The sequence below is a fragment of the Actinosynnema sp. CA-299493 genome (genome assembly GCF_050946825.1).
Classification (GTDB): Bacteria; Actinomycetota; Actinomycetes; order Mycobacteriales; family Pseudonocardiaceae; genus Actinosynnema.
Genome location: NZ_CP191993.1, coordinates 5623422 through 5639209 on the forward strand (window position 1 = coordinate 5623422; position 15788 = coordinate 5639209).

General features: G+C 71.8%; 19 protein-coding genes. 8 read left to right on the plus strand and 11 right to left on the minus strand.

The window, feature by feature from the left end:
- Positions 1-6: 6 nt before the first annotated feature.
- From ACQPYE_RS23470 to ACQPYE_RS23490, 5 genes are all read right to left on the minus strand, one after another.
- A complete protein-coding gene (locus tag ACQPYE_RS23470; protein ID WP_498722971.1) occupies positions 7-279 on the minus strand; it encodes a GlsB/YeaQ/YmgE family stress response membrane protein in 273 nt (90 codons plus the stop codon).
- A 75-nt stretch (positions 280-354) separates the two neighbouring features.
- Complete coding sequence (locus tag ACQPYE_RS23475) at positions 355-807, minus strand: VOC family protein (RefSeq protein WP_498714505.1); 453 nt, start codon at positions 805-807, stop codon at positions 355-357.
- Between the two features lie 135 nt (positions 808-942).
- Positions 943-1692, minus strand: coding sequence for a GH12 family glycosyl hydrolase domain-containing protein (locus ACQPYE_RS23480; protein WP_498714507.1), 750 nt, complete (start codon positions 1690-1692; stop codon positions 943-945).
- A 145-nt stretch (positions 1693-1837) separates the two neighbouring features.
- Positions 1838-3220, minus strand: a complete 1383-nt coding sequence (locus ACQPYE_RS23485; RefSeq protein WP_498714509.1) for an FAD-binding oxidoreductase — start codon at positions 3218-3220, stop codon at positions 1838-1840.
- Positions 3221-3287: 67 nt separating this feature from the next.
- Positions 3288-3869, minus strand: coding sequence for a TetR/AcrR family transcriptional regulator (locus ACQPYE_RS23490; protein WP_498714510.1), 582 nt, complete (start codon positions 3867-3869; stop codon positions 3288-3290).
- An 82-nt stretch (positions 3870-3951) separates the two neighbouring features.
- Between ACQPYE_RS23490 and ACQPYE_RS23495 the strand changes: the two genes are divergently transcribed.
- A complete protein-coding gene (locus ACQPYE_RS23495; RefSeq protein ID WP_498714511.1) occupies positions 3952-5127 on the plus strand; it encodes a YbfB/YjiJ family MFS transporter in 1176 nt (391 codons plus the stop codon).
- Here the strand turns inward: ACQPYE_RS23495 and ACQPYE_RS23500 are convergent.
- Entirely contained in the window at positions 5045-5983 is a 939-nt protein-coding gene (locus ACQPYE_RS23500) for a helix-turn-helix transcriptional regulator (RefSeq protein WP_498714512.1), read from the minus strand. The genes ACQPYE_RS23495 and ACQPYE_RS23500 overlap by 83 nt on opposite strands.
- 120 nt (positions 5984-6103) lie before the next feature.
- On the opposite strand from ACQPYE_RS23500, the gene ACQPYE_RS23505 reads away from it, so the two are divergent.
- Positions 6104-6679 (plus strand): RDD family protein, encoded by a 576-nt coding sequence (locus ACQPYE_RS23505; RefSeq protein ID WP_498714514.1) that lies wholly within the window; start codon positions 6104-6106, stop codon positions 6677-6679.
- Positions 6680-6772: 93 nt separating this feature from the next.
- Here ACQPYE_RS23505 and ACQPYE_RS23510 read toward each other — a convergent pair whose 3' ends face one another.
- On the minus strand, positions 6773-7699 hold the full coding sequence (locus tag ACQPYE_RS23510) for an NAD(P)-dependent alcohol dehydrogenase (RefSeq protein ID WP_498714515.1): 927 nt from the start codon (positions 7697-7699) through the stop codon (positions 6773-6775).
- Positions 7700-7791: 92 nt separating this feature from the next.
- On the opposite strand from ACQPYE_RS23510, the gene ACQPYE_RS23515 reads away from it, so the two are divergent.
- The 4 genes from ACQPYE_RS23515 (at position 7792) to ACQPYE_RS23530 (ending at position 9508) form a co-directional block, all read left to right on the plus strand.
- Positions 7792-8409 (plus strand): TetR/AcrR family transcriptional regulator, encoded by a 618-nt coding sequence (locus tag ACQPYE_RS23515; RefSeq protein ID WP_498714517.1) that lies wholly within the window; start codon positions 7792-7794, stop codon positions 8407-8409.
- Between the two features lie 109 nt (positions 8410-8518).
- Entirely contained in the window at positions 8519-8845 is a 327-nt protein-coding gene (locus ACQPYE_RS23520; protein WP_498714519.1) for a PadR family transcriptional regulator, read from the plus strand.
- A complete protein-coding gene (locus ACQPYE_RS23525) occupies positions 8842-9198 on the plus strand; it encodes a DUF1048 domain-containing protein (RefSeq protein ID WP_498714521.1) in 357 nt (118 codons plus the stop codon). The genes ACQPYE_RS23520 and ACQPYE_RS23525 overlap by 4 nt, the downstream gene beginning before the upstream one ends.
- 1 nt (position 9199) lies before the next feature.
- The gene (locus tag ACQPYE_RS23530) at positions 9200-9508 is read left to right on the plus strand and encodes a DUF1048 domain-containing protein (RefSeq protein WP_498714523.1); all 309 of its coding nucleotides are present in this window, start codon (positions 9200-9202) and stop codon (positions 9506-9508) included.
- Between the two features lie 7 nt (positions 9509-9515).
- Here ACQPYE_RS23530 and ACQPYE_RS23535 read toward each other — a convergent pair whose 3' ends face one another.
- A complete protein-coding gene (locus ACQPYE_RS23535) occupies positions 9516-10334 on the minus strand; it encodes a siderophore-interacting protein (RefSeq protein WP_498714526.1) in 819 nt (272 codons plus the stop codon).
- Between the two features lie 159 nt (positions 10335-10493).
- Complete coding sequence (locus ACQPYE_RS23540; protein WP_498714528.1) at positions 10494-11531, minus strand: hypothetical protein; 1038 nt, start codon at positions 11529-11531, stop codon at positions 10494-10496.
- A 570-nt stretch (positions 11532-12101) separates the two neighbouring features.
- Here ACQPYE_RS23540 and ACQPYE_RS23545 point away from each other — a divergent pair.
- Entirely contained in the window at positions 12102-12722 is a 621-nt protein-coding gene (locus ACQPYE_RS23545) for an L-threonylcarbamoyladenylate synthase (RefSeq protein ID WP_498714529.1), read from the plus strand.
- A 120-nt stretch (positions 12723-12842) separates the two neighbouring features.
- Positions 12843-13622 (plus strand): hypothetical protein, encoded by a 780-nt coding sequence (locus ACQPYE_RS23550; RefSeq protein WP_498714531.1) that lies wholly within the window; start codon positions 12843-12845, stop codon positions 13620-13622.
- Between the two features lie 230 nt (positions 13623-13852).
- Here ACQPYE_RS23550 and ACQPYE_RS23555 read toward each other — a convergent pair whose 3' ends face one another.
- Together ACQPYE_RS23555 and ACQPYE_RS23560 are read right to left on the minus strand one after the other, a co-directional pair.
- Entirely contained in the window at positions 13853-15370 is a 1518-nt protein-coding gene (locus ACQPYE_RS23555; RefSeq protein WP_498714533.1) for a chitinase, read from the minus strand.
- A 120-nt stretch (positions 15371-15490) separates the two neighbouring features.
- Positions 15491-15673, minus strand: a complete 183-nt coding sequence (locus ACQPYE_RS23560; protein ID WP_498714536.1) for a hypothetical protein — start codon at positions 15671-15673, stop codon at positions 15491-15493.
- Positions 15674-15788: the final 115 nt, after the last annotated feature.

Consider the following 15788-nt stretch of genomic DNA (forward strand, 5'->3'; position numbering starts at 1 on the left):
AGGAGGTCAGGAGACTCGTTTGCGGGTGTAGAAGCCCGCGGCCAGGCTGACACCAACGGCGGCGAGCGCGACCTGGATGACCACTTCGATCCAGTCGATGCCGCGGGTGTCGCCGACGCCGAGCGCGTTGGCGATGAACGTGCCGATGAAGGCCGCGACGATGCCGACCACGATGGTCAGCCAGATCGGGATGCTCTGCTTGCCGGGCAGCACCAGCCGGCCGAGAGCACCGATGATCAGGCCCACGATGAGGGCGCTGATGATTCCGGAGACGGTCACGATCACTCCTTCGAGTCAAGTGAGCCTCAGGTACCCGATCACCGCTCCCGTCACTCCTCTGTGTCCGTTTCGTCCCTAGGAAGCGCAGAATTCGTTACCTTCCGGGTCCCGCATGACCCACCAGTGCCCGGCCGGGCCCTTGTCGAACTCGCTGACGCGGACGGCGCCGAGCCCTTCCAGCCGGGTCACCAGCCCGTCCAGGTCGCCCGGCTCGCCGTGGACGTCGATGTGCAGGCGGTTCTTGCCGGACTTGGCCTCGGGCACGTCCTGGAACAGCAGTCGCCGCCCGCGACCCACACCGCTGGCCGCGTCGAACGGGTCCTCGGGGTGGCGGACGGCGGCGTACCCGCGGAAGTTCTTGCGGCCGTTGTGCTCGATGACCGCTTCCTCGCCGAGGTGACCGGCCGCCAGCAGCTGCTCGATGAGCGCGCTCGGGTCCTCCACCTCGTAACCCAGGGCCGCGGCCCAGAAGTCCGCGAGGGCGGGTGCGTTCGTGGTGTCGATGACCAGCTTCCAGCTCAGTGCCATGTAACTGATTATGGGGGTTACACGGATTCGTCGCAAACCGCCGACGGTCGCGTCCGACCGACCGACCGGCCGAGAGCCCGAGAGCGCGCCGAAAGGCCGGTCCGGGCGTCGGCCCGGACCGGCCAGGTCACCGGATCAGCCGCTGACCGAGGCGGAGAAGTTGTTGACCGCCAGGCCGGTGCCGCCGTTCCACGGCTCGAAACCGGCCTGGATGCTGGTCAGGTACCAGGACGTGGTGATCGCGCCGCGGTTGCGGACGTCGTTGACGAAGTCGAGCACGTTGAACGACCACGACGAGATCGGCGACGGCGCGACGTAGGAGATCACGTTGTTGGCGCCGTTGCTGCCGCGCCAGACCTGCCAGCTGCGACCACCGACGGTGGCGTTGCCGACCGCGCTGCCGATCGGCTGGATCGAGCCCTGGCGGTTGAACCAGATCATGATCTCCATCTGGTTGACCCCGTTGGTCTTGGGCGTCGGGTCGAGCCAGATGTCGTAGGAGGCGTTGTAGGTGCCGCCCACGTAGCTGTAGTTGATCGAGGACGACGCGCTGCGGATCCGGCTGACCTGCATGGGCAGGTTGCTGCCCGGCGAGCAGTTGGAGTAGTGGCAGCCGAGGAACACCGACGGGTACGACAGCGGCGCGCCGTTGGTCGGCGCCGAGCCCTGCTGCTGGGTGATCCGGAAACCGGTCGAGGTGACGTTGATGCACTGGGTGGCCGACGTGCCCCAGCGGTTGTTCTGGACCACGTAACGGCCCTGGATGGTGGTCGATCCGTACTGCTCGCAGATCGTGGTGTCGGCTTGGGCCGGCCCGGCTGCGGCGACGACCGCGGACGCGGCCATCAGTCCGGCCAGCACGAACGCGCGGACAGTGCTTCGCATGGAACTCCTTCCGAAGGGTCCACGACGGCGGGGAATCTCTCCTGGGAGCGCTCCCAGGGTAGCCCCGAACACCCCCGGACGCCTATGCCACACCGGGTGGGACCCGTTCCTGCTCCTTCACCGTCAACGGAAACCACCGCTCGGGTCAGGCGAGCCCTTGGGGGAACGCGAGGACGCGGTCCGGGTCGTAGCGGCGCGCGACCCGGCGCAGGCGCGGGAGGTTCCGCCCGTAGTAGGCGGTCGGCCAGTCCGGCATGTCGGGGTCGACGTAGTTGACGTAGCCGGTGCCGTGGCCGATGCCGTCGCGCAGGTCGGCCAGGATCCGCCGGGCTTCGGCCTCGCTGACGCCCACCACGTCGACGTACGCCTGCGCACTGGCGATGGCGTGGCGGTGCGGGAACGCGGTGGCGTCCGGCCGCACGCGCGCGATCGCGCCGCCGAACGCGTCGAACTGCGCCCGTCCCGTCCGCCGCCCGTCCAGCAGGGCGACGACCCGCGCCGGGTCGACCGGCCGGTGCAGCATCCTGGACGAGGCCACGAACGGCGAGCCGTCGTCCGGCCGGCACTCGGGCAGGCAGCCGGCGAAGAACCGCATGGCGTCGCCGTAGTCCATCGTCCGGACCGTGCGGGCGGTCGGCGCGACCTTCGCGGCGAACCGGTCGAGGTACCGGCCCAAGTCGTCCCCGGACCCGATCCAGGTGCCCGCGACGCTCGCGGACGGCGGGGCGCCGGCGCGGACGTCGCACGTGGACCACAGGCCGTCCGGGGTGTCGGGCGCCCATTCCTGCCACGCGCCCAGCACGTCGGTCGCCGCCCCTGCCGGGAAGCCCAGGACGAACACGGTCACGTCCGGCGCGGGCTCGGTGTCGAAGGTGAACGACGTGACGACGCCGAAGTTGCCGCCGCCGCCACCTCGCAGCGCCCAGAACAGGTCGGGCTCGGTGTGGTCGTCGGTCCGGCGCGGCCGGTCGCCCGGCGTCACGATCCGCGCGGCGCGCAGGTGGTCGATCGTCAGGCCGTACGCGCGCCCGACGACGCTGATACCCCCGCCCAGCGTGAGACCGCCGATGCCGACCGTGGGGCACGACCCGGCGGGCAGCAACCGGCCGGTCCGCGCCAGCCCGTCGTACAGGTCGATCATCCGCGTGCCCGCGCCGACCTCCGCCCGACCCCGCTGGTCGACGCGGATGGCGCGCAGCGCGGACAGGTCGATGACGAGACCGTTCTCGGGCACCGAGTAGCCGGCGTAGCTGTGCCCGCCGCTGCGCGCGGCGACGGGAATCCCCTGCCCGGCCGCGAAGTCGAGGCACCGCGCGACGTCGGACTCGTCGGCGCACAGCGCGACGGCCGCGGGCCTGCGGTGCGCGTACACCGTGTTGTACGGCCGGCGCACGGTGTCGTAGACGTCGTCACCGGGCAGGACCAGCCTGCCGGTGAGCACGCGGCGCAGCCGGTCCCAATCGCTGTCCCACGCGCCGAGCGCGACGAGTCCGGTTGCCTGGACGAAGGTTCTCCGACCGAATTCCACGAGCACTCCCCCTGTGCCCATGGTGCCGCTGTCGCCCGGTGAGCCACTCCACCGAACGGGTTCGGTGTCAGGACGCGGCGGCGAGCAGGGTGAGCGCGGCGCGCAGGGCGTGGTCGCCCGCCCCGGTCGGCCCGTGGTGCGTGGCGACCACGGTGGCGCCCTCGACCAGCATGAGGAGTTGTCGCCCGAGGAGCCGGGGATCCGCGGCCCCGGCGCGTTCGGCGATGCCGACGAGCGTGTCGAGGTAGCGGTCCAGGTGGCGCGCGGTGATGGCGCGCACCGGCTCGACGTGGTGCTGGGCGGCGGCGTTGAGCATGGCGCAGCCCCGGAACCGTGGCTCGTCGTACGTCTGCTGGAAGGTGTCGAACACGGCGGTGAGCTGGTCGGCGGGATCGGGTCCGGCGGCCACGACGGCGGCGGCCAGCGACCGCGTCACCCGGTCGCTGCGGGCCTCCAGCACGGCCCGCACCAAGCCGTCCTTGGTGCCGAAGTGCCGGTAGAGCGTTTCCTTGGACACGCCGAGGCGCGTGCACAGCTCGGCGACGCCGATGCCGTCGAGCCCGCGTTCGTAGAGCACGGGGGTGGCCGCGTCGAGGATCGCGGCCCGGGTGCGTTCCGGATCGATCGTGGAGCCCTTGGCCACCGGCATGACGCAGATGGTACCGATCGGTTCGATCGACTGCTAGCGTGCCGGATGGTACCGATCGGTTCGATCTCACCGGGGGCACGCGATGTGGCAGGCGGCTCGGCTCGCGCTCGGCACGGCGTCCGCACTCGGGCTCGCCCGGTTCGCCTACGGGCTGCTCCTGCCCGCGATGCGCGACGACCTGCGCTGGACGTTGGCCGAGGCCGGCGCGATGAGCACCGCCAACGGCCTCGGCTACCTGCTCGGCGCGCTGGTGACCGCGGCCGTCGTCCGCCGCTCGGGCGTCACGGCCGCGTTCCGCTGGAGCATGGTCGGCACGGCCATCGCGTTGGCCGCCACCGCGATCAGCGACGACTTCGCGGTGCTGCTGGTGGTGCGCGCGGCGGCCGGCGTGGCGGGGGCGGTGGTGTTCATCGCCGGTGGTGTGATCGCCTCGCGCATCGCCACCCGGGTCGGGTCCGGCACGCCGATCACCGCGTACTTCGCGGGCACGGGTCTGGGCATCGCGTTCGGCGGGGTGACGATCCCGTTGCAGGGCAGCGGTTGGCGGGCCGCCTGGGTGGTCCTGGGCGCCGCCGCCGGGCTGGCGGCCCTGGTCTCCTGGACCGCGGCCCGCGCGGACGGTGGGGCGCCCGCCACGGCGGTCGGCCGCGCACGGGTGCGCCCGCTGTGGCGGGTCGCGTCGGCGTACGCGTTGTTCGCGCTCGGCTACATCACCTACATCACGTTCCTGTCGGCCTACCTCGTCGAGCGCCGCGCCCCGACCTGGCAGGTGGTGCTGACGTGGACGGCGCTCGGCCTGGCCGTGGTGGCGGCGCCGGTCCTGTGGAGCCGGCCGATCGCCGCCTGGCCGGGAACCCGGGCACTGGCCACGGTGCTGGGCGTGCTGGGCGGTGGGGCGGCACTGGCGTTGGTGGCGCCGACGCCGCTGGTGATCCTCGGCTCCGCGATCGTCTACGGGGCGACGTTCATGGGTGTGCCGGCCGCCGTCACCGCGCTCATCCGGGACGCCGTGCCGGCCGCCGACCTGACCGCGACGCTGGCCGCGTTCACCACGCTGTTCGCGGCCGGTCAGACCGCCGGGCCGTGGCTGGCCGGGCTCGTCGCCGACCGCACCTCGACCGACGCGACCCTGGCGTGGACCGCGGTCCTGTGCGCGGTGGCGGCGGTGGTCGTGCTCAGTCCACGGCGGCGGCGAACCGCGCGGCGAGCGCCGCGACCGCGGCCCGCAGTTCCGGACCGCCCTCGACGCGGAAGGTGAACGGCACGGCCGCCAGCCACTCCTGCGCGTACGTGGCCGGGTTGCTCGTGCTGCCGACGAGCACGCACCCGTCGCCCAGCGGTTCGAGGCGCCCCATCGGCGGCCGGACCCACGGCGCCACCTGCTCCGGCGGCGCGCGGAACACGACGCGGGTCGGGAACTCCCAGCCGGCGCCCAGGTTCTCCTCCACCACCGCCACCGGGTCGAGGCCGGCGGGCGGTTCGAACCCGTGCTCGGTCTGCCGGACCGCGCGGACCCGGTCGACCCGGTAGGTGCGGACCGCGTCCGCGCGGTGGGAGTGGCACAGCAGGTACCAGCGCCCGTGCCGGACGACGACCGCCCACGGGTCCGCCTCGGTCTCCCACTCGCCGCCGGAGTCAGGGCGGTACGTGATCACCACGCGACGCCGGGCGGCGATCGCGGCGACGAGCGCGCTGGTCGTCGCCGGGTCCGGGCGGGCCGCGTTCCGGTCGGGCGCGGCCGACGCGTGCTCGCGCAGCGCCGCCGCCTGCTTGCCGACGTGCTCGGGCAGCGCCCGGACGACCTTGCCCAGGGCCGTGTCCACGAGGTCGTCGGCCGGGTGGTCGAGCACCGCCATGACCAGGACGAGCGCCTCGGCCTCGGTGAACACGACCGGCGGCAGCCGCGTGCCGCGCCCGAGCCGGTACCCGCCGTAGGGACCGCGGGTCGACTCCACGGGGATGCCCGCCTCGCGGAGGATCCCGACGTACCGGCGCACGGCCCGTTCCGTCACGCCCAGCCCGGCGGCGAGCTCACCCGCCGTCACGCCGGGGCGTGCCTGGAGGATCTCCACGGCGCGCAGGGCCCGCGCGGTGGGGCTGAGTTCGGTCGGCACACCTGGACCTTAGACGCGAGCCGTCCGCGCGGGAGCACGTCGTGGGTTGCGACGTTCGCCCCGAAGTCGGATTCGAGATCAGGCAGAATGTCGCCGGTCACGAACCGACTGGGGGACCCCATGGCCGCTCCGGGCATCAACCGGCCGCCGACCAGGCTGGAGATCATCAGGGCCGAGACGGTCCACGTCCTCGGGTCGAAGGCTGCCGCACGCGTCGACTCGTTCCCCGACGGCGTGCTGCACGTCGGCGCCGGCGAGCTGCGCCGACTGCTGTCCTGGCTCGTCGACTTCGCGGTGTACCTGCTCGCGGTCGGCGTCGGCTTCGTCGTGCTCAGCGTGCTGAGCACCGCCGGGAAGATCGACGACGGCCGACTCGCCCTGTCCCTCATCGCCCTGCTCGTCCTGGTCCCCCCGCTGTACGGCCTGTGCTACGGCAACGGTCGCGCGCTCGGCGCCCTGGTCACCGGCACGCGGCTCGTGCGGATGTCCGACGGCGGCCGGATCGGGCTGAAGGCGCCGTGGGCGATGACGGTGCGGACCGTCCTGCTGCCGTTGGCGATCGTCTCGGTCCTCATCGGCTCGGGCTCCGGCGGCGGGCCGCCCGGGTCACCGGTCAGGGCCAGCATCGACAGCAGGCGCACCCGCCGGCTGCACGCGGCGGGCTTCCGGAACATCGCCGACCTGCGGGTCCCCTGACCCGGGAGCACCAGGTAGCCGCACCGCAGAGTCGGTTCCACAGTGGACCGGGCCCGGGTGGGCGCGGAGAACACCCTCAGCCCGCTCGTCTGATCACACGACCCGGATCACGTGCTTCCCGCGCACGCCACCGGCTTCGAGCGCGCGGTGGGCCGCGGCGGTGTCGGCGAGCGGGTGGACGGTGTCGACCACCGGCCTCACCGCGCCGCTCTCGACCAGCGCGGTGAGGTCGGCGAACAGCTCGGACTTGGGGTTGCCGCTGAAGAACCGGATGCGACGCGGGCCGAACACCGCGGAGGCGAAGAGGTAGCCGATGTCGGCGGCCGAGCGGACCGCGATGCCGACCATGCGGCCACCGGGCCCGAGCAGGCGGCGGTACGCGCGGGGCGTGCTGCCGTACGTGTCGAGGACGACGTCGAAGCGACCCAGGTCGGCGGGGTCGGTGCGGTAGTCGACCACCTCGTCGGCGCCCAGCCCGCGGACGAAGTCGAACGCGCGCTCGCCCGCCAGGGCGGTGACGTGCGCGCCGTAGGCCTTGCCCACCTGCACGGCGATGCTGCCCACTCCCCCGCTCGCGCCGCGCACGAGAAGCCGTTCGCCCCGCCTCAGCCCGGCCTTGTCGCGCAGGGCGGTGATCGCGGTCGTGCCGACGCCCGGCAACGCGGCGGCCTGGACCAGGTCGAGGCCGGCGGGGCTGGGCGCGAGTTGGCGCGGGCGCACGACGACGTACTCGGCGGCGCTGCCGAACCGGCCGCGCGGCAGCCCGCCCCACACGTGCGCGCCGGGCGCGAACCCGGGCCCGGACACGACCTCGCCGGCGAAGTCGATGCCCACCCGCTTGGGGAACTTGGACCCGAGCAGCACCTTCAGGCTCCCGGACCGGCCGATCCGCTCGCCGCCGTTGACGCTGGCCGCGTGGACCCGCACCAGCACGTGCCCCGGCGTGACCTCCGGGTCGGGCACCGTGCCCTCGTACAGGACCTCCGGCGGGCCGTACCGGTCGAACAGCGCTGCGCGCATTCCTCACCTCTCGCACAAGTGGAAGATGCCTTCCACATCGACGCTAACACGCTAACCGGAAGGCACCCTCCAGTTGAGCTAAAGTGAGAGACGTGCCCGACGAGACGACTCGGTTGCGCGTCGACGCGCGGCAGAACCGCGACCGCATCGTCGCGTCGGCGCGGGAGGCGTTCGCCGCCGAGGGCCTGGACGTGTCGATGACCGGGATCGCCCGTCGCGCCGGGGTGGGCGTGGCCACCCTCTACCGCCGCTTCCCCACCAAGGAAGCGCTGGTCAGAGAGGTGTTCGCGGAGCAGATCGAAGCCTGCACGGGCGAGGTGCACCGGGCGTCGGAGGACGCCGACCCGTGGCGCGGCTTCTGCCGGGTGGTGGAGAAGCTGTGCGAGATGCAGGCCCGGGACCGGGGGTTCAGCGCGGCGTTCCTGACCGCGTTCCCCGACGCCGTGCCGGTGGACGAGATGCGCGCGCGGGCCGAGGAGGCGTTCGCCGGGGTGGTGGAGCGCGCGAAGGGGACCGGGATGCTCCGACCGGACTTCGCCCTCGACGACCTGACGCTCGTGCTGATGGCCAACAACGGCCTCGTCACCGACTCGGTGGACGCGGCGGTGGCCGCCTCGCGCCGGCTGGCCGCCTACTTCCTCCAGGCGTTCCGGGCCCGCGACCCCCTGCCGCCGCCGGTGCGCCTCGGCCTGCGCGACGCGCTCGGCTGACCCGGACCACTCCACCACGCGCGCCCTCACCGGACATCCACTACTCCGTGGTACCGTGTAGTAGTACTCGGTGTTACCGAGTACTGGGAAGGATCGAAGAGGACCCCCGATGGACGACCTGACGGAGATGCTGAAGGGCACGCTCGAGGGCTGCGTGCTGGAGATCATCGGCAGCGAGGAGACCTACGGGTACGCCATCACGCGCCGGCTGAACGAACTCGGCTTCGCCGACGTCGTCGAGGGGACGGTCTACACCATCCTGCTGCGGCTGGAGAAGAACAAGCTCGTCCAGGTGACGAAACGACCGTCCGGGTTGGGCCCGCCCCGCAAGTTCTACGCGCTCAACGACGCGGGGCGCGCGGAGCTCGCGACGTTCTGGGCGAAGTGGGAGTACGTCACATCGCGCATCGAGAAGCTCAAGGAGGGTGGGGGATGAACTTCTGGGAGACCATCACCGGCAGCGATCTCACCAGGGACTGGAAGGCGTTCGAAGCCCGTGCCGCGACGTTGCCGGTCGACCACCGGGCGGCGTGGGAGGAGATCAAGGGCCACCTCTTCTTCTACGGGGACTTCACCGGCCGGAACCTGATGCCGATCCTCGACAGCGCCCTGGGGCTGCTCGAGGAGACGGCGGCCGACGGGCTGGGCATCCACGAGGTGCTGGGCGACGACATCGGGGGCTTCTGCGCGGCGCTGGCCGGCGGCGAGGGAGCCCGGACCTTCCGCGACCGGTGGCGCGAGCAGCTGAACCGGAACGTCGCGCGGAAACTGGCTCGGCTGGGAGGCTGACGTGGGGATCCAGGACATCATCGAGGGCAAGAGGCAGTGGCGGGCGCACCTGGCGCGGGTCAAGGCGCTCCCGCCGGACTACCGGATCGTGTACCAGGAGATGCAGCGGTACTTCTTCAAGGTCGGACCGGTCGAGCTGACCGAGGGCGCCCTGCTGTCCGGGATCGTCGACTTCTTCGAGGAGGGCGTGGCGGCGGGCAAGGGAGTCCTCGAACTCATCGGCGACGACGTCGCCGCCTTCAGCGACGAGCTGATCAAGGACTCGCGCACCCACGCGGAGATCTACCTGGAGTCGATCGCGAAGCACTGACCCGGTATTACCCCTGCTCTTGCTCGACCCGCCGGTTCCACTCGCCCTTGGACGACTGCCAGCCGTCCTCGTCCGCGCCGAGCCGCCAGTAGCCGGAGATCGACATCTGCTCGCGCGGGACGCCCCGGTCCACCTTCAGGTGCCCGCGCAGGTCCTTGACCATGTTCGCCTCGCCGTGCACGAAGACCTGGACCACGCCTTCGGGGAACGCCGACGCCCGCACCGCGTCCACCACGAGTCGTCCGCGGGGGCCGCCGGCGCGGTGCAGCCACCGCAGGTCCACCTGACCCGCCGACCGCACGGCCTGCTCGTCCTCGGGCCCCTCGACCTCGACGAACACCTCCGCGCGGGCGCCGGCGGGCAACGCCTCCAGCGCCGCCGCGATGGCGGGCCACGCGCTCTCGTCACCGGCCATCAGGTGCCAGGCGACGTCCGGGTCGGGCGCGTACCCGCCGCCGGGACCGGCGAAGTGCAGCACGTCACCCGGCTGGGCCTTCGCCGCCCACGGGCCGGCCACGCCCGAGTCACCGTGCGTGACGAAGTCGATCCACAGCTCGCCGGCCCGGTCGTCCCACTTGCGCACCGTGTACGTGCGGGTGCGCGGCCACTGGTCACGGGGCATGGTCGCGCGGATCGCGGCGAGGTCGAACGGCTCGGGGTAGAGCACGTCGTCCAGCGGGAACGCGAGCTTGACGTAGCTGTCGGTGTACGGGCCGACGGCGAAGTCCGCGAGCCCTTCCCCGCCGAGCACCACGCGGATCATCTGCGGCGCGATCCACTCGGTGCGCACCACGCGACCGCTCTTGCCACGGGATCGTTCGGCCATGTCGGGTACTCCTCGGTGATTCCAACGGCTCAACCAGCCTTCACCGTACGTGCCGGTCGGTGGTGGCCCGGGGAGCGGGGGCGGCGCCGGCCCTCCCCCGCTCCACCGACGAGCCGGTGGCGGGCGGCGGGGACGCCGGACGTCCCACCGCCCGCGCGGTCAGCGCGCGCTCCACTCCTGCGCGAGCTGGGCGGCCAGGCCGAGGTTCGCCGCGGCGGCGTCCTCGGTCCGTCGCCCGTACCCGCACGCGGCCGCGACGCCGGCCACCGGCATGTCGAGCGCCTCCACGGTGAGCCGCAGCGCCTCGCGGGTCTCCTCGGGGTAGTCCTCGGCCACGACCCCCGCGATGACCTCCACCCCGCGCCGCAGGCGCTTCAGCTCCACGTAGAACGCGGGGTCGGTGGGCGGCGGGTTGCTGCCGCTGGCCACGGGCAGGTGCACGGTCGGCATGGGCGCGCCCCGCTCGGCCAGCGCGTCGGCCAGCGCGTTGAGGAACAGCACGGCCGGCCGCAGGTCGCTCGGCGTGAACACCGGCACGTGCTCCAGGTCGCCGTAGCACAGGTGCAGCACCCACTGGGTGCGCGGCGCGGCGGCCAGGACGCCGGCCACCTGCCGGGACAGCTCGGTGGTCAGCGCCGGCCACGCGGCCGGCGGCGTGAGGTGGTAGGCGACCAGCACGGCGGGCGTCTCCAGCTGGAGCTGCAGCCGGTCACCCCACCGGGCGACCAGTTCGGTCACCTCGTGCACGACCGCGACCTGCATGGTCGGCAGCCACTCGTGGGCGGCGTCGATCGAGCCGAACGCGAACACCGCCAGGTCGAGGGCGTTGGGGATGCCCACCTGCACGCGCAGCTGTTCACCGGTCCCGGTGAGGCGCAAGCGGTCCAGCGCCGCGAACGCCGCGTCGGCCTGCTCGACGCGGGACAGGCCGATCTCCTCCGCGCACAGCCGCTGGCCGGGCCGGACGCGGTAGTACGGCATGTCGTCGTAGCCCCGGCTCTCACCACCGCGCACCTGTTCGAGGGCCGGCACGGAGGACATGTGGTGGGTGAGCCAGTCGATGATCCAGCGCGGATCGCGGTCGCACGGCAGGGCGGTCAGCGCGGCGTCGCCCCGGTGGCGGAGGAACCAGTCCATGGCGGTGGCCGGGTCGTCGCACAGCGGTCGCGGCAGCGAGCCGACGAGGTGGACGGGCATCGTGTGTCGGTCGTGCTCTCGATCTCGGGTTTTCGTGGGTGCCTGTGCGGTCATGAGTGGTGTTCTGCTTTCGAGCGAAGAACGTGAACAGACCGGGGGTGACGCAGGATCTCCGCGTCCGACTTCCCCGGCTTTGCCCCATCGTGACCGCGTCGACCGGACATGTCCACTTAGGATGATCAACTAAATCCGACCGTGCGCATCATCCACGCGATAGTGTGACCGTCGCCGTCGACAAATGAATTCTGAGTAGTCACGGAACAAGAGGAAAGATCACGATTGTCGGCGCCGGTGTTACGACACCGTCATCAAAGGTGGGTGATCGCGATTCGGGTACGGGTGGCCTGCCATAACGGTGTTCTGCGTCCTGCCCGGCCCGGCGCACGGACGTGGATCCGACGGGGTTTCGCGCTCGGCGCCGTGCCCGCGTTCGCCTGAGCGTTGAATTCGGGTGTTCCGAACGTAGGACACGCGTGTTCCGAACGTAGGACTCTCGCGTTCTGAAGGTAGGACTCTCGCGTTCCGGAGGTAGGACACGCGGGTGCGGATCGGGGACACTAGGCTCCCCGCATGGCCAGGTACTTCGACGTGCACCCGGTGAACCCGCAGCGCAGGACCATCGACCAGGCGGTGGAGCTGATCAAGTCCGACGGCCTGATCGCCTACCCGACCGACTCCTGCTACGCGCTCGGCTGCCGGCTCGGCAACAAGGCCGGGCTGGACCGGATCCGGCAGATCCGACACCTGGACGACCGGCACCACTTCACGCTCATGTGCCGCGACTTCTCCCAGCTCGGGCAGTTCGTGCACGTGGACAACGCGGTCTTCCGGGCGATCAAGGCGGCCACGCCGGGCAGCTACACGTTCATCCTCCCGGCGACCACCGAGGTGCCGCGCCGGCTGATGCACGCGAAGAAGAAGACCGTGGGCGCCCGCATCCCGGACCACCCGGTCGCGCAGGCCCTGCTGGCGCAGCTCGGCGAGCCGCTGCTGTCCAGCACCCTCCTGCTGCCCGACCAGGACGAACCGCTGGTCCACGGCTGGGACATCAAGGAACGCCTGGACCACGTGGTCGACGCCGTGCTGGACGCGGGCGACTGCGGCACCGTGCCGACCACCGTCGTGGACTTCTCCCAGGGCGAGCCGGAGGTCGTCCGGCACGGCGCGGGCGATCCCTCCCGCTTCGAGTAGCACCCGCCGGACCCGCCGGCGGCATCGAACAGACGAGGACTGTTGCGCCGGACAGAGGTATGGGAGCGTTCCCAGAGCCGATAGCTTCCTGCTGCCCCCTCAGCGCAGAAGGAGCTACCCGTGCGGAAACGGTTGTCCTCGGCGGTCCTCGCCGTCCTGCTGTCGGTCGTCGCCCTGCCGGTCGCGGATGCCGCCGGCCCCGATCGGGCCGATCACCGGCTGAAGACCTGCGCCCGCGCGGGCCTGCTGTTCTGCGAGGACTTCCAGCACGTGCCCACCGGCGCGGGCACCAGCCTCAAGTGGGGCGTCGACACCCGCAACGGCTCGCTGGAGGTCGAACGCGACCGGCGCGGCCAGAAGGTGCTGCACGTGCGGACCGAGGGCAACGGGCGGGCGTTCCTCAAGGTGGACGACTTCGCCGCGCCCGGCAACAGCTTCTACGGCCGGGTCCGGGTGCGCGTCGAGGCGTTCCCGGACGCGCCGGACTGGGCCCACTACACCTTGATCGAGGCCACGGGCGACGGCCCGGAGGTCGTGCGCCCGCTCGGCGGCCAGTACGTGCCGACGTTGGACGAGGCGTTGTGGGGCGTCGGCGCGGACGGCGGCCCGACCGGCGACTGGACGAACTGGCGCGAGTCGGCGCCGTCGCGGGCCGGCACGTGGCAGTGCGTCGAGTGGCGGATGGACGCCGCGGACAACCGGATCACGCTGTGGTTCGACGGCAAGCCCAACCCGGACCTGACCGTGTCCACCCGCGAGCACGGCGGCAACCAGGTCGACTTCCTGTTCCCGGAGTTCGACACGGTGAAGCTGGGCTGGCAGCTCTACCAGCCCAACGAGGGCAGCTACGACCTCTGGCTGGACGACATCGCGCTGGGCTCCGAGCGCATCGGCTGCTAGCCGCGAGAACCAGGCGCGGGACGGGCGGTGGTGACGACCGCCGTCACCGCGCTGCTGACCGCGTGCCGCGTCCTGGCCCGCGAGCTGACCCCGTTCGTGCCGACCCTGGCCGCGCGCGTCTCCGGCAGTGCGTGACGCTGTCGGACGAACTGCCCCAGCCGCGGCCCCTGTTCCCCCGGTTGTGAGCCGGGCGGACCCGCCGGGTGGTGTCCCGGCGGGTCCGCCGGTCATCACCTGGGCAGGTAGGCGCGGTGCGAGCGGGAGAACTCGAAACCGTTGAAGCGGTCCCAGTTGACCGACCACGTCATCAGGCCGCGCAGGTTCGGGTAGACGGCCTTGGGCTGGTAGGCGCCGCAGTTCGCGCCCTTCATCAGGCAGTCCAACGACTTGTGCACCTCGGCGACGGACGTGAAGCCGTTGCCCGCGTTGACGTTCGCCGGCAGGCCGATGGCCACCTGGTCCTGCCGCAGGCCCGGGAACACCTTCGTCGCGTCACCGCGCACCGGGAACCCGGCCAGCACCATGTCCGCCATGGAGACGTGGAAGTCGTGGCCGTCCATGAAGTGGTACTGGTTGTCCAGGCCCATGATCGGGCCGGAGTTGTAGTGCTGGACGTGCAGCAGGGTGAGGTCGTCGCGCAGCGCGTGGATCACCGGCAGGTACGCGCCAGCGCGCGGGTCGGCCCCGCCGCTGCCGCCGTAGTGCTGGTAGCCGACCTGGACGAAGAACGTCTCCGGGGCCATGGTGAGCACGAACTTCGCGCCGTAGCGGGCCTTCAGGGTCTTCAACGCCTGGATCAGGTTGACGATCACCGGTGTGGTGGGCGCGCGGAAGTCGGTGTCGTTGGCGTCGAGGGACAGCGAGTGGCCCTCGAAGTCGACGTCGAGACCGTCCAGGCCGTACTTGTCGATGATCGCGGAGGCGGAGCGGACGAACGCGTCGCGCGCGGCCGTGGTGGACAGCTGCACCTGGCCGTTCGCGCCGCCGATGGAGATCAGCACCTTCTTGCCCTTGGCCTGCTTGTCCCGGATGCCCGCGATGAACTCGGACTCGGACTCCACGTTCGGGCACTCGGCCGCGGGGCACTGGGCGAAGCGGAGGTCGCCGGAGGTGGCGGAGGTGGGTTCGGCGAAGGACAGGTTGATGATGTCCCAGTCGTCGGAGACGTCCTTCATCCGGACGTAGCCGGAGCCGTTGGCGAAGCTCGCGTGCAGGTAGCCGACCAGCACCCGCTTGGGCAGACCGGTGACCGGCGGTGCGGTGGTGGTGGTAGTCGCCGTCGTCGTCGGCCCGGTGGTCGTGGTGGTCGTGCTCGTGGTGGTCGTGGTGGTCGTCGTCGTGGTGGTCGGTGAACCCGCGCACGACGCGCCGTTGATCTTGCAGTTGGCCGGGCTCGCGGCGCCCGAGGCGTTGAAGCCGAACGTCACCGCGGCGCCGGGCGCGATGCCGCCGTTGTACTCGCGGTGGGTGAACGCGTAGTGCCCGGACGAGTTGGTCCGCAACGCGTCCCAGTAGGCGCCGACGGTCGTGCCGGCGGGCAGGTCGAACTCGACCTTCCACCCGGAGACGGCCGCGCTGGTCTCGTTCCTGATCGTGAACTGCGCGGTGTAGCCGGTCTCCCAGCTCGACGTCTTGGTGAACGTCGCGGTGACCGACGCGGCGTACGCGGGCGCGAAGCCGACCGCCGCCGCTCCCACCACCAACGCCGCCACCACCGCCACCCTGGCGAACAGGACCCTGCGCGACATGCGTCTCCTCCCAGCGGTGGCGGCCTCCAGGTGGGAGAATTGGACTAGACCACCGCTGGGATGTCAAGGGCGTGCCGGAGGGTCCGGTGCGGCACGCCGTCGTCGGCGTGCCGCCCGCGGTCAGTTGTCACCCTCCTGGTCGTCGCCTTGGTCGCCGTCCTGGTCGTCCTGCTGCTCGACGCCCGGCTGGTTGTCGTCCCCGTCCCCGCCGCCCTCGTTCTCGCACCCGGCGCCGAGGGAGAGGAACAGCGCCGCGCCGCTGACCAGCACCGCGAGTGACTTCTTCAGCACTGTGGGTTCCATGCCGTCCCGGTACCCCGAACGGGCCCGCGCCAACCGGAGCAAAGGCCCGTGTTCGGCATCGGTCGGCCGGAACCGGACAACAGGGCACGTTGTCCGGAGGTTGTCCGGATGATCA